This window comes from Pantoea sp. AN62 (genome assembly GCF_050432985.1).
In the GTDB taxonomy this organism is placed as follows: Bacteria; Pseudomonadota; Gammaproteobacteria; order Enterobacterales; family Enterobacteriaceae; genus Pantoea; species Pantoea brenneri.
Genome location: NZ_JBNPYB010000014.1, coordinates 173,091 through 195,504, shown reverse-complemented (window position 1 = coordinate 195,504; position 22,414 = coordinate 173,091). Strand labels below are relative to the sequence as shown.

At 56.6% G+C, this 22,414-nt stretch carries 20 protein-coding genes and 1 tRNA gene; 7 read left to right on the top strand and 14 right to left on the bottom strand.

Going from position 1 to position 22,414, the window contains the following annotated elements; translation table 11 throughout:
- Positions 1-417: 417 nt before the first annotated feature.
- The 3 genes from FHW04_RS17570 to FHW04_RS17560 all read right to left on the bottom strand — a co-directional run bounded on the left by FHW04_RS17570 (position 418) and on the right by FHW04_RS17560 (position 2,572).
- A tRNA-Pro gene (locus FHW04_RS17570) sits at positions 418-494 on the bottom strand.
- Positions 495-567: 73 nt separating this feature from the next.
- Positions 568-2,322 (bottom strand): LPS biosynthesis-modulating metalloenzyme YejM, encoded by a 1,755-nt coding sequence (yejM, locus tag FHW04_RS17565; protein WP_089561713.1) that lies wholly within the window; start codon positions 2,320-2,322, stop codon positions 568-570.
- 22 nt (positions 2,323-2,344) lie between these two features.
- Positions 2,345-2,572 (bottom strand): YejL family protein, encoded by a 228-nt coding sequence (locus FHW04_RS17560; protein ID WP_009089108.1) that lies wholly within the window; start codon positions 2,570-2,572, stop codon positions 2,345-2,347.
- Between the two features lie 158 nt (positions 2,573-2,730).
- Between FHW04_RS17560 and yejK the strand changes: the two genes are divergently transcribed.
- Complete coding sequence (yejK, locus tag FHW04_RS17555) at positions 2,731-3,735, top strand: nucleoid-associated protein YejK (protein ID WP_031377238.1); 1,005 nt, start codon at positions 2,731-2,733, stop codon at positions 3,733-3,735.
- Positions 3,736-3,847: 112 nt separating this feature from the next.
- Here the strand turns inward: yejK and rplY are convergent, their stop codons facing one another.
- Positions 3,848-4,132 carry a 50S ribosomal protein L25 gene (gene rplY, locus FHW04_RS17550; protein ID WP_013358540.1) on the bottom strand — a complete coding sequence of 95 codons (285 nt, stop codon included), beginning with the start codon at positions 4,130-4,132 and terminating at the stop codon, positions 3,848-3,850.
- Positions 4,133-4,308: 176 nt separating this feature from the next.
- Positions 4,309-6,063, bottom strand: a complete 1,755-nt coding sequence (locus FHW04_RS17545) for a DEAD/DEAH box helicase (RefSeq protein ID WP_046288514.1) — start codon at positions 6,061-6,063, stop codon at positions 4,309-4,311.
- A 155-nt stretch (positions 6,064-6,218) separates the two neighbouring features.
- Between FHW04_RS17545 and rsuA the strand changes: the two genes are divergently transcribed.
- The 3 genes from rsuA to FHW04_RS17530 all read left to right on the top strand — a co-directional run bounded on the left by rsuA (position 6,219) and on the right by FHW04_RS17530 (position 8,827).
- Positions 6,219-6,938 carry a 16S rRNA pseudouridine(516) synthase RsuA gene (gene rsuA, locus FHW04_RS17540; RefSeq protein ID WP_031377237.1) on the top strand — a complete coding sequence of 240 codons (720 nt, stop codon included), beginning with the start codon at positions 6,219-6,221 and terminating at the stop codon, positions 6,936-6,938.
- A gap of 64 nt (positions 6,939-7,002) precedes the next feature.
- Complete coding sequence (locus FHW04_RS17535; RefSeq protein ID WP_031377236.1) at positions 7,003-8,199, top strand: Bcr/CflA family multidrug efflux MFS transporter; 1,197 nt, start codon at positions 7,003-7,005, stop codon at positions 8,197-8,199.
- 307 nt (positions 8,200-8,506) lie between these two features.
- Positions 8,507-8,827, top strand: a complete 321-nt coding sequence (locus FHW04_RS17530) for a hypothetical protein (RefSeq protein ID WP_031377235.1) — start codon at positions 8,507-8,509, stop codon at positions 8,825-8,827.
- Here FHW04_RS17530 and yejF read toward each other — a convergent pair.
- The 9 genes from yejF to yeiP form a co-directional block, all read right to left on the bottom strand.
- A complete protein-coding gene (gene yejF / locus FHW04_RS17525) occupies positions 8,814-10,418 on the bottom strand; it encodes a microcin C ABC transporter ATP-binding protein YejF (protein ID WP_031377234.1) in 1,605 nt (534 codons plus the stop codon). The two genes, FHW04_RS17530 and yejF, sit on opposite strands and share 14 nt — an antisense overlap.
- Positions 10,419-11,441, bottom strand: coding sequence for an ABC transporter permease (locus tag FHW04_RS17520; RefSeq protein ID WP_089561714.1), 1,023 nt, complete (start codon positions 11,439-11,441; stop codon positions 10,419-10,421). It abuts the gene before it with no gap.
- Entirely contained in the window at positions 11,441-12,532 is a 1,092-nt protein-coding gene (locus tag FHW04_RS17515) for a microcin C ABC transporter permease YejB (RefSeq protein WP_089561715.1), read from the bottom strand. Before FHW04_RS17515 ends, FHW04_RS17520 begins: the two co-directional genes overlap by 1 nt.
- A gap of 11 nt (positions 12,533-12,543) precedes the next feature.
- Positions 12,544-14,352: an extracellular solute-binding protein gene (locus FHW04_RS17510; protein WP_089561765.1), complete on the bottom strand. Its 1,809-nt coding sequence runs from the start codon at positions 14,350-14,352 to the stop codon at positions 12,544-12,546.
- Positions 14,353-14,391: 39 nt separating this feature from the next.
- The gene (locus FHW04_RS17505) at positions 14,392-15,954 is read right to left on the bottom strand and encodes a cyclic di-GMP phosphodiesterase (protein WP_089561716.1); all 1,563 of its coding nucleotides are present in this window, start codon (positions 15,952-15,954) and stop codon (positions 14,392-14,394) included.
- A 224-nt stretch (positions 15,955-16,178) separates the two neighbouring features.
- A complete protein-coding gene (mepS, locus tag FHW04_RS17500; protein WP_031377229.1) occupies positions 16,179-16,754 on the bottom strand; it encodes a bifunctional murein DD-endopeptidase/murein LD-carboxypeptidase in 576 nt (191 codons plus the stop codon).
- A 514-nt stretch (positions 16,755-17,268) separates the two neighbouring features.
- Positions 17,269-17,976: a phosphatase PAP2 family protein gene (locus FHW04_RS17495; protein ID WP_031377228.1), complete on the bottom strand. Its 708-nt coding sequence runs from the start codon at positions 17,974-17,976 to the stop codon at positions 17,269-17,271.
- 44 nt (positions 17,977-18,020) lie between these two features.
- The gene (locus tag FHW04_RS17490) at positions 18,021-18,995 is read right to left on the bottom strand and encodes a CobW family GTP-binding protein (protein WP_089561717.1); all 975 of its coding nucleotides are present in this window, start codon (positions 18,993-18,995) and stop codon (positions 18,021-18,023) included.
- An 81-nt stretch (positions 18,996-19,076) separates the two neighbouring features.
- Entirely contained in the window at positions 19,077-19,649 is a 573-nt protein-coding gene (gene yeiP / locus FHW04_RS17485) for an elongation factor P-like protein YeiP (RefSeq protein WP_031377226.1), read from the bottom strand.
- A 163-nt stretch (positions 19,650-19,812) separates the two neighbouring features.
- Here yeiP and FHW04_RS17480 point away from each other — a divergent pair, with 163 nt between their 5' ends.
- From FHW04_RS17480 to fruK, 3 genes are all read left to right on the top strand, one after another.
- Complete coding sequence (locus FHW04_RS17480) at positions 19,813-20,067, top strand: zinc/iron-chelating domain-containing protein (protein WP_031377225.1); 255 nt, start codon at positions 19,813-19,815, stop codon at positions 20,065-20,067.
- Positions 20,068-20,338: 271 nt separating this feature from the next.
- A complete protein-coding gene (gene fruB, locus FHW04_RS17475) occupies positions 20,339-21,469 on the top strand; it encodes a fused PTS fructose transporter subunit IIA/HPr protein (RefSeq protein WP_031377224.1) in 1,131 nt (376 codons plus the stop codon).
- Positions 21,466-22,404, top strand: coding sequence for a 1-phosphofructokinase (gene fruK / locus FHW04_RS17470; RefSeq protein ID WP_031377223.1), 939 nt, complete (start codon positions 21,466-21,468; stop codon positions 22,402-22,404). The genes fruB and fruK overlap by 4 nt, the downstream gene beginning before the upstream one ends.
- Positions 22,405-22,414: the final 10 nt, after the last annotated feature.

Genomic DNA, 22,414 nt, shown 5'->3' with positions numbered 1-22,414 from the left:
AGCAGCTTCGAGGCGAAACTCGGGGCTAAAATTGCATCTGTTACGTCCGGTCATAATGTCACCTGTTTTGACTATGAGGTGATGATATCACCTCTATTCAGGTGGCCAAATTCAGTGTGCCACTACACAGTTACCTCTGTGCGTTCACAATGCGTCATGTGTATTGCGTCATAGCGTGCATGAAATGCGTTAATGGGAGGGCAGCACGTAGCGCAGCCTTGGGAGCAGCGTAGCGAAAACAACGTCAGTTGCTGGAGCGTAGGAATAGAGCACAGCGATATTCCGTCCTGTCATGGGAAGGAAAAGGGGCAAGAAGAAGGGGAGAGTGTACACAAAGGGGGATTGCACATGTGCAGAAAAGGCCATAAAGTAAAAGGGCTAACCTTTCGATTAACCCTTTGACCTATTAGAGTAATTTGGTCGGCACGAGAGGATTTGAACCTCCGACCCCGGACACCCCATGACCGTGCGCTACCAGGCTGCGCTACGTGCCGAACTCTGGACAATCAGTCTACTGGTTCTCGCCATGAATGCAAGACGCCAGCCAACTATTTGCCTCATTATTAATCAGTTAGCGATAAATCGCTTCTCTTCTGTCAGCACCTGTAACAGCAACGCCAGCTCCGGTTTATGATCTTTTAACGCCTTGCCCTGCGCATCATAGGCACGGTAGCTGCCGTTATTGTTCAACACCAGCGTCACCTGCGGCGTGGTAATCACCAGCTTGTTCTCTTCGCTGCTGGCAACCCAGTCGTGACGACGGCGTGCGGCAAACAGATCCTCACCCTGTGAATAGTTAACCGGGTTGGTGCGGACATGCAGCAGGCGCTGCATCAGCGTCGCCATCACATCCTGATGGTCAGAAAGACGATCCACCGTTTGCGCAGGGGTATCTGGCCAGTGAATCACCAGCGGCACCTGCAGGGTTTCGCGATTACTGGCGCTGTCAGGATTCCCTTCCAGCGCCAGTCCACGCTGGGCGGTAATCACCACCACGGTATTTTTCAGCAAATCACGCGCCTGCAGCGTGTTAAGCACCGCGCTAATCTGCTCATCAACCGCCGGTGCCTGACGCAGATAGCTGCGCTGACGTGCTTTCGCGTTGTCACCGGTGACGTTCGGGCCATTCAGCGCCACCCACGAGAACCACGGATTGCTGGCATCGTGCTGTCTGTCCAGCCAGTTCTGCCACTGGGTGACGGTGCTGGCATTCGGCTGACTGTTGCTGGCAGGCAACGAGTAGTCGGTCAGCAGCGCCTGGCGATAGAGTGGGGGATTAAACCCTTCTGACGAGAACAGGCCAAACTGATAGCCCTGGGTGCTGAGCGCACCAAGCAGGGCGGACGGCGTGCGGGACGCCAGTATTCCGTTCATGTAGCTGGAAGAGATACCGTAAAACAGGCCAAACAGCCCTTTTTCCGGCGTATCACCGGCGCTGTAGTGCTGGGTAAAGCGCACATTTTCACTGGCAAACTGATTCAGCTGCGGCAGTGCTTTTGCCAGCGTGGCATTGTTCAGGCCATCGATGGTCAGCACCAGCAGGTTATTGCGGGTCCCGGCGTCGCGGAAGGTAATCTCACTCAGCGGGTATTCAACCGACACCGCTTCCGGATCGCCTTGCTGCACCAGACGGCGCTGATACTCCTGCGCATCCAGTAAGCCGTGTCGCTCAAGGAAGCGACGGGCGGTCATCGGATAGGAGAGCGGCAGGTTAGCGCGCTGCATAGTAATCGGGCGATAGAAGTTGGCATCGGCCCAGATATACATCAGATGGCTGGCAAAGAAGGCGCTGATAAACAGCGCGGCAACCGGTTTACCAAATGAACGGCGATTGAGGCTGCGCAGCTTCTGCCAGCTCCAGGTGGCAAACAGCATCTGGACCAGGAAGATCAGTGGCACGCTGATAAACATCAGCTGCCAGTCACGTGCCATCTCGCTCTGGTCGGGGTTGATCACCAGCTCCCACACCACCGGATTGAGGTGCAGGTGGAAGCGGCTGAATACCGCACTGTCGACCATCACCAGCGTCAGCCCGGCGGTGGCGACCACCGCCGAGATCACCCGCAACAGCCGTTGCGACATCACCACAAAGGTTAGCGGGAAGATGATCAGCAGATAGGCGGCAAAAACGATAAAACTGAAGTGGCCAACCCAGCTGCTATAGGCGTAGATACGCCCCGCCAGCGAAGAAGGCCAGTCAGCGACCAACAGGTAGCGACTGCCTAAAATCAGCGCGAAAAGGATGTTAAACAGAGCAAACCAGTGCCCCCAACTGATCATCTGGGAGACTTTTTCGCGGTAGCGCTGCCGGTTGGTTACCATATTATGAGATCAAATCAGCAAATTAATGGGCGTTATCGTCACGTACCGACGCCTGCAAGGCATCAGCGAAAGATCGGGCCAGTGAACGACGTTGCGCAGGGGCGACATCGCTGTTTATCAGGTTGGTCACCATGTTTCCCAGTACCATCAGGGAGAGATCGGTCGGGGCTTTGTCCTTTTGCAGGATTTGGGCCATTTCCGCGAGGAGTTGTTCCACGCGTTCATCACTGTAACGGGAAGATTGTGGCATATCGTTATCTGAGCTCATTTCAAAAGGCGATATATTACCGGAACAGCGACCTTTTTTCCGCAATTTTATCGAAAGCGCACTGTTCGCTTTACGCATTGAGTTGAAAGCCGATGCCGGCGGTGTTTGAATACGCGCCTGTGCTAAAAGGAGAGTCTACCATGAGTCTGGATATCGACCAGATTGCCCTGCATCAGTTAATTAAACGCGATGAAAACCAGCTTGAACTGGTGCTACGTGATTCGCTGTTACCCGCCACCAATACGGTTAACGCCATGGTGGAGGAGCTGCACCGGGTTTACAGCGCGAAAAGCAAAGCCTATGGCCTGTTTACCCCAGAGAGTGAACTGGCGGACGCGCTGCGTAATTGTCGCCAGGGCAACGATGATTTTCTCGCTTTTAGCCGCGCGGCCACCGGTCGCCTGCGCGATGAGCTGGCAAAATATCCGTTTGCCGAAGGCGGTGTGGTGCTGTTTGTTCACTATCGCTATCTGGCCGTGGATTATCTGCTGATTGCGGTGCTCAACAGCCAGTCGAGCATGCGGGTTAACGAGCAGATGGACATCAGCAGTACCCATTATCTCGACATTAATCATGCCGATATTGTGGCGCGTATCGACCTGACCGAATGGGAAACTAACCCGGAATCAACCCGTTACCTGACCTTCCTGCGTGGCCGCGTCGGACGTAAAGTGGCTGACTTCTTTATGGATTTCCTCGGTGCTGAGGTGGGCTTAGACACCAAAGCGCAGAACCGCGGTCTGTTACAGGCGGTGGATGATTACTGCAGCGAGTCGAATCTCGATAAGCAGGAGCGTCAGAACTACCGTCAGCAGGTCTACAGCTACTGCAACGAGCAGTTGCAGGCGGGTGAAGAAATTGCGCTGGAAGATCTGTCGGGCGAGCTGCCGCCGCTGGGCGAAAAAACCTTCCAGGCATTTACCCAGGAACAGGGTTACGAGCTGGAAGAGAGCTTCCCGGCCGACCGCAGCACGCTGCGGCAGTTAACTAAATTTGCCGGCAGCGGCGGGGGACTGACGCTGAATTTTGATGCGATGCTGTTAGGTGAGCGCATTTTCTGGGATCCGGCAACAGACACCCTGACCATCAAAGGCACGCCGCCGAACCTGCGCGATCAGCTTCAGCGCCGGACCAGCAGCAAATAAAAAAGCCGGGCTGAGCCCGGCTTTACCTGCGCGCCACCGTTTTCACCTGGCCGCGCCAAAAGAAAAGGGCCGGTTTCGCAACCGGCCCTTCTGCTTTCAACGAAGCTCGCGATTAAGCGCGAACGAAGTCGATGTGAAACAGTTTTGGCTTGAACGGGTGACGCTGAACAGCCTGAACTTTCACTTTGGTTTCTTTACCGTCAACAGACAGGGTCAGCACTTCGTCGTAGAAACCTGGCTTAGCTTGCAGGTTCATTACGGAGTCGTGATCCAGGTCGATGGCAACAGCCGCTTCAGAACCACCGTAGATGATGGCCGGGAAACGGTTTGCTGTACGCAGGCGGCGGCTCGCACCCTTACCCTGCTCTTTACGTTCTACTGCATTGATAGTGAGCATTAATATATCTCTTTATTTAATTCCTGCTACAGGCGACCCAGTAACAGGCAGGTTATTCAATACCGCTGATGCACATGCAAAAGCGGGCGGCAGTATAGCCGTTATGCCAGGTGGTAGCAAACGATATACCCGCCAGCCGGGTTCGGTATCCGGTTAGCCGAACCCGATAGCACTCATTAGCGCAGCTCATTGGCGCGACGAAAGCGCCCCTGATAGTCAAACATCTTCTCGCGGATCTGCCAGAACTGGCCTTTGGCCCGCGCTACCACAAAATCGGGATGGCGCAGTAACGGCTGCAGCGCCAGCACGTCGGCCGCGGTTTGCCAGCCAAGCGGCACGCCCGGCGCACGCTGGTGTGGGCGCATAAACAGCTGTTCAAACGCCTTGCGCTGGGCTGGCGTCTGCAGGCGGAAACGTTCGCTGACGCTGGTGCCTTCCTCATCGTAATAGGTCGCTTTCAGCCATTCACCTTTGGCATCGCGGCCCTGTTCCAGCGTCATTCCGCCGCAGCGCAGCACCAGCGCATCTTTTAATTTCAGCGCGGCCTTCAGCATGTCGTCCGGATCGACCAGAATTTTGTCGCACTGGTGACAGCGCCGGGCGGCGATATCATTTTCTGCGCCGCAGTCGGGGCAGCTTTTGAAGCGGAAGCGGAAGTCGCACTGCTCGCGCTCACCGTCGTCATCTTCCAGCACGCCCTGACAGCGGCGGCCAAAATGCTCAATCACCATGCCGTCGGCGGTGGCTTTGCCCCAGAAGGTATTGGCAAAGCCGCAGGCGGGGCAGAACACCTGTACCGGCTGATTATCACTGGCACCTTTGGGCGCGCCCACTTCCGGGGTAAACAGGTCGTGCGGGTTACCGGCGTAATCAAGGATCAGGCAGTCGGTTTTGCCCGGCGACAGCCGCAGGCCGCGGCCCACAATCTGCTGATACAGGCTGACCGATTCGGTCGGGCGCAGAATGGCGATCAGATCAACGTGTGGCGCATCAAAACCGGTCGTCAACACCGCCACGTTAACCAGAAACTTCAGCTGCTGCGCCTTAAACGCCACAATCAGCGCATCGCGCTCTTTGGCCGGGGTCTCCGCTGATATCAGGGCGCTGTTGTCGGGTAACAGTTGCAGAATTTCACGTGCGTGCTCGACCGTAGAGGCAAATATCATCACGCCGTGTCGCTCTTCAGCGAACTCGACGATCTGACGGATGATATGCGGCGTAACGCGCTGCTGCTGTTTCAGTTCGCGGTTGAGATCGGCTTCACTGAACAGGCCGTTGGACTGTGCCGTCAGGCGGCTGAAATCATACTGCACCACCGGCATATCGAGCCGCTCCGGCGGCACCAGAAACTGATGTTTAATCATGTAGCGCAGCGGCAGCTCGTAAATACAGTCACGAAACAGCGCCTTTTCATCGCCGCGAACCATGCCGTGGTAGTGAAACTGGTAAATCCAGCCCTTACCGAGACGGAACGGGGTGGCGGTCAGGCCGAGCAACCGCAACTGCGGATTGTGCTGCCGCAGATGGTTAAAAATCTGCTGATACTGGCTCTCTTTGTCATCGCCAATGCGGTGGCACTCATCGACAATCACCAGCGAAAAGGCGCTGTCGAACTGGTCCAGGTTGCGGGCGACCGACTGCACGCTACCAAACACCACTTTGCGCTGACTCTCTTTTCGCTGCAGGCCGGCGGCAAAGATATCGGCTTCCAGCCCGTAGGCCTGATATTTACTGTGATTCTGCGCTACCAGTTCTTTCACGTGCGCCAGCACCAGCACCCGGCCGCGTGCCAGCCGGGCCAGCTCGGCAATCACCAGACTTTTTCCGGCACCGGTCGGCAGCACAATAACCGCAGGGTGGTGATGACGACGGAAATGCGCAACGGTGGCATTGACCGCGTCCTGTTGATAGGGGCGTAAGGTAAAAGACATGGCTATCACTTTTGGCAAACTGAGGGTAATTATGCCACGAAAGCGCGGTAAACGCGCTGTCAGGCGGGCGCGGATCACGCTATACTTCCCGTACATTTTCAACGGTTAACCAGGCCGTTTCAGGTTCCCTCCGCAGTAACAGGCAAAACGAATTCATGCGACTCGACAAATTCATCTCTCAGCAACTGGAAATCAGCCGTGCCATCGCCCATCGCGAGATCCGTGGCCAGCGTGTCACCGTCAACGGTGAAGTGGTGCGCGACACCGCCTTCAAACTGCTGCCCGACCACGAGGTCGAATATGACGGCAACGTACTGCAGATGCAGACCGGGCCACGCTACTTCATGCTGAATAAGCCGCAGGGTTACGTCTGTTCAACCGACGACCCCGATCATCCGACCATTATCTATTTTATCGAAGAGCCGATGGCATTCAAACTGCACGCCGCCGGTCGTCTCGACATTGATACCACCGGGCTGGTGCTGCTGACGGATGACGGCCAGTGGTCACACCGCATTACCTCGCCGCGCCATCACTGCGAAAAAACCTATCGGGTGACGCTGGAGTCGCCGGTCAGCGACGATACCGCCGCGCAGTTTACGGCCGGCGTGCAGCTGCACAATGAAAAAAGCCTGACTAAACCGGCGCAGCTGGAGGTGATTACCCCAACAGAGGTACTGCTGACCCTGAGCGAAGGGCGTTACCATCAGGTGAAACGGATGTTTGCTGCCGTCGGTAATCGGGTCGTGGGCCTGCATCGCGAGCGAATCGGTGATATTTCGCTGGATACAGATCTGGAACCGGGTGAATACCGGCCGTTGACCGCCGAAGAGATCGCCAGTATCGGCGTGCCGAAAGAGCTGCAGGCAAAATAACAGAGCAGGCTGACTGCAAGCGCGCAGCGGCCGATCGGTTTAATCAGCAAGGGCAGGAGAGGCTGTGCGCAAGGAAAAGAATTCGCCGGTAGGATTGGTGGTAATCCTCGGTCTGTTAGCGATGTTGATGCCACTGTCGATTGACATGTATCTGCCGGCGATGCCGCAAATTGCGCGTGAGTTTGGCGTTTCTGCCGGCAGCGTGCAGATGACGCTCAACCTCTACATCCTCGGGTTCGCCATCGGCCAGTTGATTTACGGCCCGCTGGCCGACAGCTACGGCCGCAAGCCGGTGATTGCCCTCGGCACGCTGATTTTTGCCGTTGCTGCCGCAGCGTGTGCGCTGTCGCAGACCATCGATCAGCTTATCGCCATGCGTTTTCTGCATGGATTATCGGCCGCCGCCGCCAGCGTGGTGATCAATGCCCTGATGCGTGACAGTTACTCGAAAGAGGATTTCTCGCGCATGATGTCGTTCGTGATGCTGATTACCACCATTGCGCCGCTGCTGGCTCCGATTATTGGCGGCTGGCTGCTGTTGATCTGGAACTGGCACGCCATTTTCTGGGCGCTGTCGGCGGCGGCGGTGGTCACCACCGTGCTGGTTACCACGCAGATTCGGGAAACCCTGAAACCCGAGCAGCGACAGCGTTTCCATCTGCGCACCACGCTGGGAAATTTCGTGATCCTGTTCCGGCACAAACGCGCCTTCAGCTACATGCTGTCGAGCGGATTTTCGTTTGCCGGGCTGTTTACCTTTCTCAACGCCGGCCCCTTTGTCTATATCGAGCTGAACCACGTTTCACCGCAAAACTTTGGCTATTACTTCGGCCTTAACGTGGTGTTTCTGTTCATCTTAACCCTGATTAACAGCCGGGCAGTGCGCCGTTTTGGCCCGGTGGCGATGTTCCGTCTGGGTCTGTTGATTCAGTTCTGCATGGGCATCTGGCTGCTGATCGTCAGCGCCTTTGATCTCGGCTTTTTGCCGCTGGTGATGGGAGTGGCGATGTTTATCGGCTGCGTGTCGATGGTCTCATCGAACGCGATGGCGGTAATCCTTGATGAGTTCCCGCATATGGCGGGTACCGCCTCCTCGCTGGCCGGCACGCTGCGCTTCGGCGTGGGTGCGTTTGTCGGCGCGCTGCTGTCGCTGGTCAGTTTTAACAGTGCCTGGCCGATGGTTGGCACTATTGCCCTGTGCGCCACGCTCTCTCTGCTGCTGTTCTTCTACGCTTCCCGTCCCCGTCACGCCACACATTAAGCGCGTTCAATCGATCAGGCCGTCCCGGTTATCCCGCACGGCCCGATCTGTTGCGCCACTTTGTTTCTATATTGTGAAAATATTTAGCTAATAAAGTAACCACATTGCGTCTAAAATGATTGTTAAGTGCTGCCGAACGCGGTACATATAGCCTGAATTGCGATACCACTCGCAAAAAATAAATTCAGCGATTCGCTTTAGTGGGAAATGAGAAGCCGGGCCTTGACGTCCGGACACTGATGCTGGCAAAGCGGGCGTCAGCCACTGAGGGGATGGCGAAGTAAAACTCCTGGGGACATTGATAATTATGCTGCAACTTTCGATTGTGCATCGCTTACCACAGCGCTTTCGCTGGACCAGCGATCATCACAGTGCCATCGAAGCGGATGACACCACGCTGGACGATCAGGATTTTATCGCGCTGCGGTTAATCAGCCACGACGGCATTCCGGCCTGGGAGATCCTGCAGCAGCTGAAAGAGGTGCTGGCTGACATCCAGGTCGACTGTAAAGTCGCCGAGTGCGAAGGGCAGCCTTGCCTGTTTATCCAGCGCCGCGACGAAAGTGCCACCAACTGCTGCCTGAAAAATCAGGGCGTGGCGATTGCCGAAACCTTTATCCCTCGCTAAGTTGCGCTGAGCGCAGCAGTTCGCGGGTGTATTCCGCCGCGGGCGAGGCAAACAGCGTTTCACACTCTCCCTGTTCCACCACTTCCCCCTGACGCAGCACGATAAGCTGGTGGCACAGGGCGCGCACCACCTCAAGATCGTGACTGATAAACAGATAGCTCAGCTGACGCTGCTGCTGTAACCGACGCAACAGCGTCAGGATCTGTTTCTGTACCGTGCGATCCAGCGACGAAGTCGGCTCATCCAGCACCAGCATCTCCGGTTCAAGGATCAGCGCCCGGGCGATGGCGATGCGTTGCCGCTGACCGCCGGAGAATTCAGCCGGATAACGATGACGGCTCTCCACATCCAGCCCAACCTCCTGCATCACCGCGATAACCCGCTGTTCCTGCTGTTGTGCCGTCAGCTCGGGCTGATGCACCGCCAGCCCTTCGGCGATAATCTGTTGCACCGTCATCCGCGGATTGAGCGAAGAGTTCGGATCCTGAAACACCACCTGAATGCGCCGACGCAGCGGCAGCAATTGCCGCCGTGACAGTTGATGCAGCGGCTGGTCGTCAAACCAGACCTCGCCGCCGGCCTCAATCAGCCGCAGCAGCGCCAGGCCGGTGGTGCTTTTACCTGAACCGGATTCGCCCACCAGCCCGAGACTTTCGCCGCGCCGCAGCGTAAAGCTCAGCGCAGAGAGCGCCCGTTTTTCACCCACCTGGCGGCGGAACAGGCCACGGCGCAACGGGAAGCTGACCCGAAGCTGATCGACCCGCAGGATCACCGGCGCATCGGCGGGCAGCGGCAATGGCCTGCCTTCCGGCTCTGCCGCCAGCAGCTGTTGGGTGTAGGGATGCTGCGGCTGACTGAGCAGCGTCCGACAGCGATTCTGCTCAACCACCTTTCCCTGACGCATCACGCTGACGCTATCCGCCAGCTGACGCACAATATTCAGGTTATGAGTGATAAACAGCATCCCCATATTGAATTCGCGTTGCAGCTCGCGCAGCAGGGTCAGAATCTGTGCCTGCACCGTCACATCCAGCGCGGTGGTCGGCTCATCAGCTATCAGCAGCGCTGGCCGGGTTAACAGCGCCATAGCGATCATCACCCGCTGACGTTCGCCGCCCGACAGCTGATGCGGAAAATCGTGCAGCCGGGCGGCGGGCTGGCGGATCCCGACCCGATCCAGCACGCTGAGAATTTCGCCGCGCGCTGCCGCAGGCCGCATACCGCGATGCAGCGACAGCACTTCGTACAGCTGCTTCTCCACGGTATGCAGCGGGTTCAGCGACACCATCGGCTCCTGAAAGATCATCGCGATCTGATTGCCGCGAATGCCGCGCAGCCGCTGCTCACTGGCGCGCAACAGATCCTCACCGTTGAACAGGATCTCCCCACCTGGCCAGGCGACCGTCGAGGGAGGCAGCAGCCGCATCACTGACAGGGCGGTGACACTTTTGCCGGAACCCGATTCGCCCACCAGCGCCAGCGTTTCACCGGCCTCAACGCGTAATGAAACCTCATCCACCACCCGATGCAGCTGCTCGCCCTGACGAAAGGCGACCGAAAGATGGTTGATAGCAAGCAGTGGCGCAGCCATTCAGACTCCTTTGCCCGGATCGAAGGCGTCACGTACCGCTTCGCCGATAAAAATCAGCAGCGATAACAGGATCGCCAGTGAGAAAAAGCCCGCCAGGCCGAGCCACGGCGCCTGCAGATTATTTTTACCCTGCAGCAGCAGTTCCCCCAGCGACGGCGAACCGAGCGGCAAGCCGAAGCCGAGGAAATCGAGCGAGGTCAGCGTGGTAATCGATCCACACAAAATAAACGGCAGAAAGGTCAGGGTGGCCACCATCGCATTCGGCAGCATGTGGCGCAGCATAATCCGGCTGTCACTGACGCCCAGCGCCTGTGCCGCACGGATATAGTCGAAGTTGCGGGTGCGCAGGAACTCGGCCCGCACCACGCTGACCAGGCTCATCCAGCCAAAGGTCACCGTCACCAGCAGCAGCCACCAGAAACCAGGCTGAATCACGCTGGAGAGCAAAATCAGCAGAAACAGCGACGGCATGCCGGACCAGACTTCAATCAGCCGTTGTCCAATCAGATCAACCCTGCCGCCGAAATAGCCCTGCACCGCGCCGACCACCATGCCGATCACGCTGGAAAACAGCGTCAGCAGCAGGCCAAATAGCAGTGAAATACGCGTGCCGTACAGCAGGCGCGCCATCACATCACCGCCGGTTGCGTCGGTGCCCAGCCAGTTCTGCGCCGAAGGCGGGGAAGGGAAGGGCACCTGGGTAGCAAAATTGATGGTGCTGTCACTGAAGCGGATCGGCGCCCAGATCGCCCAGCCTTGCTGATCTATCCGCTGCCGCAACCAGGGGTCCTGATAATCGGCGGCGGTTGCCAGCACGCCGCCGTAATCGGTCTCGCTGTAGTTAAACAGCACCGGCAAATACCAGCGCTGCTGATAATGCACCAGCAGCGGCTTGTCGTTGGCGATCAGCTCGGCAGCCAGCGACAGCAGGAAAATAAACAGGAAGATCCACAGCGACCAGTAACCGCGTCGGTTATGGCGAAAGCGCTGCCAGCGCTGCTGATTCAGGGGAGATAAGCGCATCAGCGGCCCTCGAAATCAATACGGGGATCGACCAGCGTATAGGTTAAGTCGCTGAGAACATTCATCAACAGGCCGATCAGGGTGAAAATATAGAGCGTACCAAACATCACCGGGTAGTCGCGCTGCAGGGTCGCGTCATAGCCGAGCAATCCGAGGCCGTTAAGTGAAAATATCACTTCGATCAGCACTGAACTGGTGAAGAACATGCTGATAAAGGTGGCGGGGAAGCTGGCAATCACCAGCAGCATCGCGTTGCGGAACACGTGATGATACAGAATGCGGCGCTCCGGCACCCCTTTGGCGCGGGCGGTGACCACGTACAGTTTACGGATCTCATCCAGAAAGGCGTTTTTTGTCAGCATGGTCAGGGTAGCAAAGCCGCCAATCACCGTTGCCAGCACCGGCAGTGCGATGTGCCAGAAATAGTCGAGCACCTGGCCGTACCAGGGCAGGCTGTCATGCTGCGGTGAGGTGAGGCCGCGCAGCGGGAACCAGTCGAGATAGCTGCCGCCGGCAAACAGCACGATTAACATGATGCCGAACAGAAAGGCCGGAATCGAGTAGCCAATAATGATGAAGGTGCTGCTCCAGATATCAAAAGCGCTGCCGTTGCGTACCGCTTTACGGATGCCGAGCGGGATCGACACCAGATAGATAATCAGCGTGCTCCACAGACCCAGACTGATCGACACCGGTAAACTCTCTTTAACCAGCTGAAGCACCGAGGCGCTGCGGAACAGGCTGTCGCCAAAATCAAAGCGGGCATAGTCCCACAGCATTTCGCCATAGCGTTGCCAGATCGGCTTATCAAAACCGTAGCGCTGCTTAATCTCCGCAATCACTTCGGGATCCAGCCCGCGCGCGCCGCGATACTGATTATCCGCCGGGTTAAGTGCATTCAGGCTGGCGCGGGACGCCGCGCTGTCGGCACCGCCGCCCGCCAGACCCGTGGTCTGACCGAACTGGATATTGGCCAGCGCCTGATCGACCGGACCGCCCGGTGCAATCTGTACGATAAAAAAGTTAAGGGTGATGATCGCCCACAGAGTGGGAATAATCAGCAACAGCCTGCGCAGAAAGTAAGTTGCCAACGGTCCACTCCTTAGCGTTTGCTGGCCGGCAGCCGGGCAGCTTTGTTCACGTCATACCACCAGTTTTCCAGCCCGAGGCTGTAAGCCGGTTTGCCGGCCGGATGGGAAAACTTATCCCAGTACGCCAGCCGTTGCTCTGCGTTGTACCACATCGGAATCATATAGGCATTCCACAGCAGAATGCGATCCAGTACCTGTGCCAGCGGCCGAAGGGCAGGGAGATCGCCCTGATGTGCCACAATCTGTTTGACGAAATGGTCGACCAGCGGATCTTTAACCCGCGCGGTATTCCACGACGAGGCGATGTAGTCCGACTGCCAGTAAATCTGCAGGCTGGAGGAAGGGATCGGCATAGCAGAATAGGCGGTGGCGATCATGTCATAGTCGCCCTCACGCAGCCGCCGCAGATACTGTGAACTGTCCACCTGGCGCAGAGTCAGGGTGATACCGAGCCGCGCCAGATTGTGCTGCAGCGGAAGCGCCCATTCCGTACTGGTACCGCTGCGTAACAGCAGTTCGACGCTAAACGGCTGACCGGTTTTCTGGTTCACCAATCGGCGATGGTTAATCTGCCAGCCCGCCTGTTTCAGCAAGGCAAACGCCTGAAGCAGACGGGCGCGATCGTAACCGCTGCCGTCGGTAACGGGCGGGTGATAAGGCTGGGTGAACAGTTCAGGCGGCAACTGCGCCCGCCACGGAGCCAGCAATGCCTGCTGCTGCGCATCGGGCAAACCGCTGGCGGCAAACCCGGTATTCTGGAAATAGCTGCTGGCGCGCTGATAAGCACCATAGAACAGCGCCTTGTTCATCCACTCAAAATCAAACGCCAGCGTCAGCGCCTGTCGGACCCGGCGATCGTGAAACAGCGGTTTTTGATTGTTAAACGCCAGCCAGCGGGTATCAATCGCGGCCTGATTGGGCAACGTCTCTTTCACTATGCTGCGATCGTCGAAATGGCGGCCGCGATACTGGGTGGCCCATTTTTTGGCGGAGGTTTCCTCCCGTAAATCGAACGCGCCCGCTTTAAAAGCCTCAAACGCCACGTTGTCATCCAGATAATAGTCGTAGCGGATACGATCAAAATTAAACCGTCCGCGGTTAACCGGCAGATCGGCTGCCCAGTAATCTTTTACCCGGCTGTATTCAATGAACTGGCCGAGCTTCCATTTAGTGATGCGATAAGGGCCGCTCGACAGCGGCGGCGAACTCAGGGGTTCGTTGAACTTCTTATCGTGCCAGAATTTTTCAGCCAGCACCGGCAGCGTCAGTAATCCCAGCATCCGATCTTTGTCCGGCTGCTGCGCATCAATTCGCACCGTCAGCCGATCCAGCGCTTTTACGGTCACGCCGCGATAGGCGACGCGAAACTGCGGCACCCCTTCAGTCATAAATTTGCCAAAGGAAAAGGCCACGTCCTGAGCGGTGATTGGGCTGCCATCCTGGAAGCGGGCCTGCGGTTTAAGGCGGACTTCGATCCAGCTAAAGTCGCTGGCGTAGCGGGCAGAGTGGGCAATCAGCGGATAGTAGCTGCCGGGCTCATCATCCGAGCTGGTATAGAGCCCGTCATACAAGGCTTCAGTGTAGATGCCCGGATTACCGCGAGAGGCATAGCGGTTAAAGTTGTCGTAGGTACCGACCACCGCCATGGTGATGCTGCCGCCTTTGGGTGCCTGCGGATCGGCATAATCATAATGGCTGAAGTCCGGCGGATATTTCGCTTCGCCGGCCTGCGTAAAGGCAAAGCTCTGTTGAATGCTGGCGGCCAGCAGCGGGCCGCTCAGGACGCCGCACAGCAATAATAATCCAGCACGAAGCAGCACCACGTTTACGCTCTCCTGTGATTTTTTCGATTCCGCGCGTCAGGCATTGTGACGCTGAAAATAGTCTATCAGCGTTTCAGGACGCAGCGGACGGCTAAAAATGTAACCCTGCAGATGCGTCACGCCACGATTGATCAGCCAGGCGGCCTGCTCTCCGGTTTCGACGCCTTCCGCCACGCTTTTCAGATTGAGCTTTTTCGCCAGCTGCAACACCGTATCCAGCACCGGTGAGGTCAGGGTATCGGTCCCGATGCTCTGCACAAAACCGCGATCGATTTTAAGGTAATCAAACGCGTAGCGCTCCAGATAGATCAGCGCGCTGTGTCCGGTGCCGAAATCATCAATCGCAATATTAATCTGCTGCTGATGCAGCCAGTCAAACAGTTCGCCGACATTCTCATCGCGCACCATCGCACGCTCGGTGATTTCAAATACGTAAGTGAAGTGGGCCGCCGGCATGGTGTCGAGCCAGCGCAGCACGTCCTGACGAAAACAGCTATCCGCCAGGTGCAGCGGAGAAATATTCAGGCTGAGGCTGGCATGGCGGGGAATGGTGTGACAGAGCAGGTGGGCATCACGCGCCACCAGCTGGAACAGATGGCGGGTCAGCGGAATAATCAGGTTTTGCGCTTCGGCGTAGCTGATAAATACATCCGGCGGGATCGGCCCCTCGGTCGGGTGAGTCCAGCGCAGTAGCGCTTCCATGCCGTAGGGCTGACCATCATGTGAGGTCACCAGCGGCTGATACTCAATATGAAACTCGCCACGCTTCATCCCCTGTATCAGATCTTTTCCGGGGCGCTGATAGGCTGACAGCAGCAGCCAGCAGCCGCCGGTCACCAGCAGGGAGAGCAGCAGGCTGCTTAACAGAATATTTTGATAATCGCTGAGCGACAGGGTCGAGCCATATAACACAAACTGCAGCGGGTAACCGGCCAGGGACTGCTTCAGTAATGGCGGTGGCAGCCCGTGGTTTTCCACCACGCCGGGCTGCCAGCTGGTTAACGCCGTGCGCTGCGCCACCAGCGCCATGCCGGTAATCTCCGGCTGGCGCGACGCCAGCAACAGATAGGGATTCAGTGTGATATTGAGGGTGGCGAACACCCCGGACTGAACGCTGCCGGGATTCCTGATCCACAGCGCCAGCGCCGGTTTATTGGGCTGCAGCGGCGTGCCGCGCATCAGTTGCAGATCGATGTCGCGCGTCGTATCACTCTGCGGCGCAATAACGCTGAGCGGCAGGCTAAAGCTGCCGGTGGCAGAGGAGCAAAACGCGTTACCGTCATTAATCAGCAGAATGGCGCGCAGATTACCGGCAAAAGCGGCGCGTGAGGTCAGTTCACGGTTGATGGTCTGGCAGGGAGTTTGCGTAAACGGAAGCAGAGGGCTGAGCGTGCTGTTAATCAGAGAAGAGAGCGTTTGCTGCAGGGCCGTTCGACTATTCTCTACTAATTGCTGGTGCTGTCGATCGCGCTTATGCCAGAGATGGTTAAACGACAGCGCTGTAAAGAGTAAAAAGAACAGGCAGCCGACCATCGCGCTACTCCATGCGATTCGACGAGGATAGGTTGCATGGCGCATCAGCGCCCCCGACAGTGGCATGAGGTGCTTCCTCTGATAAAATTATTATTATGTTATTGCGCACGACTGCTTCGGTGTAAGCGACCGAGAATATAACGAGAAGGCGGGGAATGTCTCGTTATTCTTCTGAAAGGCAATGGTTTTTAAGCCATCAGTCTGAGGCGGGCAATGGCAACAGACGAAAAAAAACGCTGCGTAAGCAGCGTTTCATATTCTCTGGCTGAGAAGGAGATCAAAGGCGGTAATCAGGTCGGGTTACGACTTAATACGCGTCGCCCTTCACGATAACGCTTTTTCCAGTAATCGTCGTTCAGGTTGGAGATCATCACACCACTGCTGGTGGAAGCGTGAACGAAGTTATCATTACCGAGATAGATGCCAACATGACGGCCAGTGGAGCCGGCGCGGAACAGTACCAGATCGCCAGGACGCAGTTTAGTGCGTGAAATCTCTTTACCGGTGCCCTGCTGCTCTGAGGTAGAACGCGGCAGTTCTAAGCCAAATTGATCGCGGAAGGTGCGTTGTACAAAGGCGGAACAATCGATACCGCGTTTGGTATCGCCACCCAGGCGATAGCGCACGCCTTTCCAGACAGCGTATTGATCCATGATGCGTGACTTAACGTCAACATTACGCACCATTTCTTCAAACTCATCCTGAGACGCCTGAAGTAAAAAACCATTGTGGTTGTTAACTTCATGATTCTCGTTATTCGCGTTTTGACCGTTATGGGTACTGCTACAAGCTGAGAGGAGAGTTGCCAGTGCCACTGCAGGCACGATTCGCCAGATATATCTCAGTATTGGTTGAGACTTGACCATTATTCGGGTTTTCCTTCGATGTCCTTACGACAAGATTGTCGCCAGCCAGATGACAAAACAGGGAGATTAATAAGCGAAACAGACTAAGACAATTCCTTAATTACTAAAATGTGTTAATGGACACATTTTTACTGTAAAAAAAAGCGAATTTGCTGCTGCTGTTACCCCACAGCGACTGAGGTTAACCGATTACAGACGCCGTGGCGAGTGCTTTCCGTTAAATTCTTATAGGTTTTTCTGATGTGAAATCAAACCTTAACACACTGACTACTTTAGCAACAATTGTGGGGAAATGATGGTGAGAGCAGGGGGTGAAAAGGGCGCTAATTCCGCCTATAGCCTGCTGTTTGGGAATTTTCTTTATGGACAATCAGAAGTGGCGGTTATTTAACCAATCAAGCCGGTCATAACCTTTTCTTTTAATGAATTTAATTAGCATGCTAATAATGTACTGGCTTTTTTTATAAGCGCGGGCGGTTAAGAATAACGCCATTATTACGCCCGCGCTTATCATTCAGCTTAGCGGCTTATATTTGCCCGGTAATTTGCGATAAAACCAATTTACCAGCGCATCACTGGCCGGGGTTAATAACCACCAGCTTAATCCGACTAATACTACCGACAGTGAACCCACGGCAATATCGGTGAACCAGTGCGCGCCAGCCATAACGCGAGGCAGCGAGAAAATAACCACAATCGCCGCCGCAATTAAAAAACGACCGAAGCCAAAATAACGCCAGATAAAGCAGGCGAAGATCATCAGCATCATGCCGTGGTCGCCAGGGAAACTGTCTTTCGATGCATCCTTAGCCGGAATACCGGTCAGCTCACTGACCCGATGTACGTTTTCGAAGAACAGCGTCGGGCTGGAGTGTTTCACCGGCAGCAGGTGACCGAGCTGGTTAAGGACCACCGCGGTTAATAGCATGGTGATGCCGATAGCCAGCATACGACGCCGCGCCTGCGGGGTTTCACCGCGCCAGATCGACAGATAGAGCAGGCCCATCGCCAGCAGCGACACGGCATCAAAGCCACGATAGTTGGTGATCGCCACCAGCAGCGCAAAGCCGGAGTGAATGATCATCTGACTATTAAAGCCAAAGAAAATCGCTTTATCGATACCGAACCAGAAACCATGTTCAGGCGGCAGATACCACGACAGGAATAGCACCACACCCAATGCATTAAGCAGCAGGATGGTAATAAGGCGAGTTACGCGCATAGTTAAACTCATGATTAAAAAAATAACCGCCGACAATACCCTTGTCAGCGTAAACGGCACTTCAACAACGCCGATTGTAGTCTATTCCAGTCAGCCTGCTGCGAATCAATGATCTCAATACGGCTGTCGGCGGGCGGCTGCGATCGCGTTTCAATTTGCAGATCGTCGCCCTGACGATTAATCGTCAGCGATCCTGCCTCAATATGCATTACCCCTTTAATTCGATCGCCCGGCGCCTGGCGCACCCATTCCAACAGCGCCGCCCGGTCAAACTGCGTTTCGGCGTCGAACAGCCAGCCACAGGCGCTGTAGTCCTGTCCCTGATTCAGCGCCCGACGCCAGCGTGCCGGATGATCAAGCCGCATGACCGCTACGCCACTGGTCGGTACGGCGGCTGGGTGATGATGCTGTGGCACCGGCAGCTCACGCGGCTGACCGCGCGGCGTATCGAGCAGCGCCAGCGGAATCTGACCAAATTCGGTGGCGATAAAAGGACGCTGATCCAGCGCATCACGCTGCCAGTCCGCCAGGCGCTGATGATCTTCCGGCTGCCAGCGATCCTGCTTGTTGCCGATAATAATGTCAGCCGCCGCCAGCTGATCGCGGAAATTTTCATTGGCGACGACCCGCGGATCGGCAAGCTGGCGCGCATCCAGCAGGGTGAGGGTGGCGTTGAGTTGTAGCCAGGCGTAGTAGGTCGGCGAACTTAACAGCTGCAGCAACTGGCGCGGATGGCCCAGCCCGGTCGGCTCAATCAGCAGCCGATCGGGCTTGTTCTGCAACAGCCGGTTCAGCCCGATCTGCATCGGCAGGCCATTGACGCAGCACATGCAGCCGCCGGGGATCTCTTTCAGGATGGCACCGCGATCGGCCAGCAGCGCGCCATCGACCCCAATCTCACCAAATTCATTCACCAGCACCGCCCACTGTTCGTTAGCGGGCTTTGCGGCCAGCAGATGGCATAACAGCGTAGTTTTGCCGCTGCCCAGAAATCCGGTTATCAGATTTACCCGCGTCATCAATCAGGCTCCTGTCAGTATTTGCCGTGGAAGATGTTACTTTATAACAGTCAGCGCCACGGCAACGTTCAGGAAGTGCGGTTAGTCGGCACGGCCCATATAACGGCGTTCAGCGACATGAATGCGGATGCGGTCGCCGTTACTGAGGTACTCAGGTACCTGAACCACCAGGCCGGTACTCATGCCAGCCGGTTTGGTACGGGCGCTGGCCGAGGCACCTTTGATGCCAGGCGACGTATCGACAATTTCCATGTCGACGGTCTGTGGCAGCTCCAGCGCCAGCACCTGTCCTTCCATCGTCAGCACCTGAATGCCCGGAATGCCGCCTTCAGGAATGAACAGCAGTTCCTCTTCGATCTGCTCTTTTTTGAAGCTGTAAGGGGTGTAATCTTCGTCATCCATAAAGACATACTCGTCACCGTCTATATAAGAAAAGGTGACGCTGCGGCGGCTGAGCGAAATCGCATCAATAATCTCATCGCCCTTGAAGCGTTCTTCGACCTTCATACCGGTGCGTACATCGGTGAAGCGCATCTTATACAGGGTGGCGGCACCGCGTGCGCTTGGGCTCTGGACATCAATATCTTTAACCAGCAGCAGTTTTCCGTTGTGGGTAACGGCCATTCCTTTTTTGATTTCATTCGCTTTTGGCATTGCTGTTCTCGCTATCTCTGAAGTGAAGTGCGCGCCACGTTACTCGCGCCGGTGAAAACTGGCAATATGGCGAGAATGAAATTTTAGCCCGGGCGGCGGCAGACGTGGTAATTGTGGCGGCGGACTGCTATTGTCGCCGCGACTTTCTCTGCTGGAGCGCAGCATGCAATGCCGTAGCCACTGCGGTGCCTGTTGTACGGCGCCCTCCATCTCTTCGCCGATTCCCGGCATGCCCAACGGCAAACCCGCCAACACGCCCTGCGTTCAGCTCGACGACGCCTTACGCTGCAAACTGTTTGGCTCTGACCTGCGTCCCGCGGTCTGTGCCGGCCTGCAGCCGTCGCACAGCATGTGCGGCGATTCGCGCCAGCAGGCGATGATCTATCTGTTGCAGCTGGAAGCGGACACCGCGCCCTGACGCGCTGACGTTGCTGAAATGCTGACTAAGTTTATCCCAGGCTTACAGCAACCGCGTCAGCTGGCAGGCAGCAAAATCTTAAAACGTCGATGAAATGTGCGTAACATCAAAAATCTGCTACGCCGTTTGCGCATTTTCTTGCCTGCTGAAAGGTGCTGTACCACAATCCTTGAAACGTTTCAGCGGTGACCACGCCACCTGTTTTGCGACAGATGGCGTAATAATTTCCCCACTGGCTGAAACGATTCAATCTCAGCAAGCGAGGAGAATTATGTTCCAGCTCGAATTGCAGGCCATCCATACCGGAGCCAGCGCCCAGAACAAAGAAGAGGCCATTCGCCAGGTTGCCGCAGCGCTGACCGCTGCCGGTAATGTGTCCGAAGGCTACGTCAACGGTATGCTGGCGCGTGAGCAGCAAACCTCCACCTTTCTTGGCAACGGCATCGCGATTCCGCACGGCACCACCGATACCCGCGATCTGGTGCTGAAAACCGGCGTCCAGGTGTTCCAGTTTCCACAGGGCATCAGCTGGGGTGACGATCAGACTGCCTATGTGGCGATCGGGATTGCCGCCAAATCGGATGAGCATCTGGCGCTGCTGCGTCAGTTAACCCACGTTCTGAGCGATGACAGCATCGCTGAACAGCTTAAAACCGCCTCTGCTGAAGATCTCCGTGCGTTGCTGATGGGCGAGAAACAGGCCGCCGAATTCAGCTTCGACACCTCATTAATTACCCTGAATGTCGCCGCCAGCGACCTGATCACCTTACAGGCGATGAACGCCGGTCGGCTGCAGTCGGCGGGCGTGGTTGATGCCAGCTACGTCGCTGACGTGGTCTCTAACGCGCCGCTGAGTCTCGGGCAGGGGATCTGGCTGAGCGACAGCAGCCTCGGCAACCTGCGCAGCGGCGTCGCCGTTAGCCGGGCGGCCCATCCGTTTGACCATCAGGGCGAATCCGCTGCGCTGTTAATCAGCGTCGCCGCCGTCGATGAACGTCCGCTGGAGGTGCTGGGTTACCTCAGCGCCCTGTTGCAGCAAGGCAAAGCAGACCGTCTGCTGAAAGCCGATGCCGCAGGCGTCTATGCGCTGCTCACCAGTGAAGTTGACGAGCAGGCCGAGGTGCTGACCGCCGAGTTCACCATCCGTAACGAACACGGTCTGCATGCCCGTCCGGGCACCGCGCTGGTCAGCGTGATCAAGCAGTTCAACAGCGACATTACCGTCACCAACCTCGATGGCAGCGGCAAACCCGCTAACGGCCGCAGCCTGATGAAAGTGGTGGCACTCGGCGTGAAGAAAGGCCATCGCCTGCGCTTTACCGCCAGCGGTGAAGATGCACAACAGGCGCTGAATGCCATAGAAGAAGCAATCACCAGCGGACTTGGCGAGGGGGCAGCATGAGCAGACGTGTCGCGACTATCACGCTGAATCCGGCGTATGACCTGGTGGGCTATACCCCTGAAATTGAACGCGGCGAAGTCAATCTGGTGAAAACCACCGGTCTGCACGCGGCGGGCAAAGGTATTAACGTTGCGAAAGTGCTGAAGGATCTGGGTATTGACGTCACCGTCGGCGGCTTCCTCGGCAAAGAGAACCAGGATGGCTTTCAACAGCTGTTCAGCGAGTTGGGCATCGCTAACCGTTTTCAGGTGGTGCCGGGCCGTACCCGAATCAACGTCAAACTGACTGAGCAGACCGGCGATGTCACTGACCTGAACTTCTCTGGTTTTCAGGTCAACGGTCAGGACTGGGATCGCTTTACCAGCGACTCACTCACCTGGCTGGGCCAGTTCGATATGGTCTGCGTCAGCGGCAGCCTGCCGGAAGGCGTCGATCCTGACGCCTTTACCCGCTGGATGACCGAGCTGCGAACCCATTGTCCGTGCATTATTTTTGACAGCAGCCGCGACGCGCTGGTGGCCGGGCTGAAAGCCGCGCCCTGGCTGGTTAAACCCAACCGTCGTGAACTGGAAATCTGGGCCGGTCGCAAACTGCCGACCCTGCAGGATGTGATTGATGCTGCGCACCAGCTGCGTGAGCAGGGCATCGCCCACGTGGTGATCTCGCTGGGTGCTGAAGGTGCGCTGTGGGTCAACGCCTCAGGTGAATGGATTGCCAAACCGCCGGTGTGCGAAGTGGTCAGCACCGTGGGTGCCGGCGACTCGATGGTCGGCGGGCTGATTTATGGCCTGTTAATGCGTGAATCCAGTGAACACACGCTGCGTCTTGCCACGGCAGTGGCGGCAATGGCCGTCAGCCAGAGCAACGTTGGCGTTTCCGATCGTACCCAGTTGGCCGCAATGATGGCGCGCGTCGACTTACAACCCGTTAACTGACAGCAGGAGA